This is a genomic window from Thermogutta sp. (genome assembly GCF_039793925.1).
GTDB lineage: Bacteria > Planctomycetota > Planctomycetia > Pirellulales > Thermoguttaceae > Thermogutta.
On the sequence record NZ_JBAMME010000164.1, the window covers coordinates 1 to 1,125 of the forward strand.

Here is a 1,125-nt window from a genome sequence, read left to right on the forward strand (position 1 = left end):
TCTCAGAACGTTGGCAACCCGCATACTGCTCGATCGATCGTGTCGGTCAACGGGCAGTTTGAGGACTGTTTGTAAGATCTCTGCCCCGGACACCTCGTCCAGGAACTCGACGTAATCGGCGATTAGGTCGTGCCAAGGGTCCTGTAGCTCGAATATTTGGCGCTCCTCTTTGATTAAGGCTTCTTCTTCCTCGGCCAGCCACCAGGGTTCACCTTTGCGATAAAGGTGAACTGCAGCCGCCCAGATCAGATCGCGTTCCTTCTCCAACCTTTCCCGCTCAATGGGCCTTGAAACTGGCACAACCCAGAATCGACGGCTGCCGGTAGCATCGTTTAGGAAGGTTTGTTGGTTGGTTGTGCCAACTATCACGCTGGCGCGTTTGAAGGCTTCAATCGATCGGCCATAAGGAGGTCGGAGCAAGTCGATCCGCGTTGTCATAAACGCTTTCACGGCTGCGATATCTTTTCTCCTGAAAACTGCCTCTAACTCGGCCCACTCAATTATCCAGGCTCGATGCAGCTTCAATCGTTCGTCCTTATCAGACGCGTTTCCCAAGGAGTCGTCAAACCACTCCTCTGAAGCCAGCGTGCTAAAGAAAGAGCTTTTCCCGTAGCCCTGTTCCCCTTGGAGGATTAATGCGGTGTCGCATTTGCATCCAGGGACATATGCCCTCGCCACAGCAGATATTAGCCACCGAACTGTCACCAGTTCGTGAATCGCTTCGGTGGCTCCAAAGTAGCGGTTGGCGATATCTGTCAGGACGTTAGTCCAGCCATACTTGGCATGAACCGAGTCCAGATATTCCACTACCGGGCTGTAGCTGTTCTGCTTCGCGACCATTAGAGTAATGTCGCCACAATCTTCCCGGCTTAATTTGCCCTTCCAGCCGTAATTGATTGTGAGCTCCAGCCGAGCGTTGGCCGGATCTAGAAAGTTGCCGTCTAACTCAACTTGCCTGAGCAAGGTGTTGTATCGGAGGCGATCGCCAAACTTTTGCTTAATCGCCTGGTATTCCTTAAGTAGGGTTGGTCGCTCTTCGCTATCGGAGTCTCCCTGGAGGCTTTTGAGGAATTGCCTCAGCAACTGCTGTGCGGAGAAAACGTCGTGGCCGTATTCCTTCGCCCA

The 1,125-nt window shown here is 52.9% G+C and carries 1 protein-coding gene; it reads right to left on the reverse strand.

What is annotated here, in order from left to right; translation table 11 throughout:
* Positions 1-1,125, reverse strand: a 1,125-nt coding sequence (locus ABJK56_RS06340) for a virulence-associated E family protein (protein WP_347243821.1), incomplete at both ends; no start/stop codon positions are given.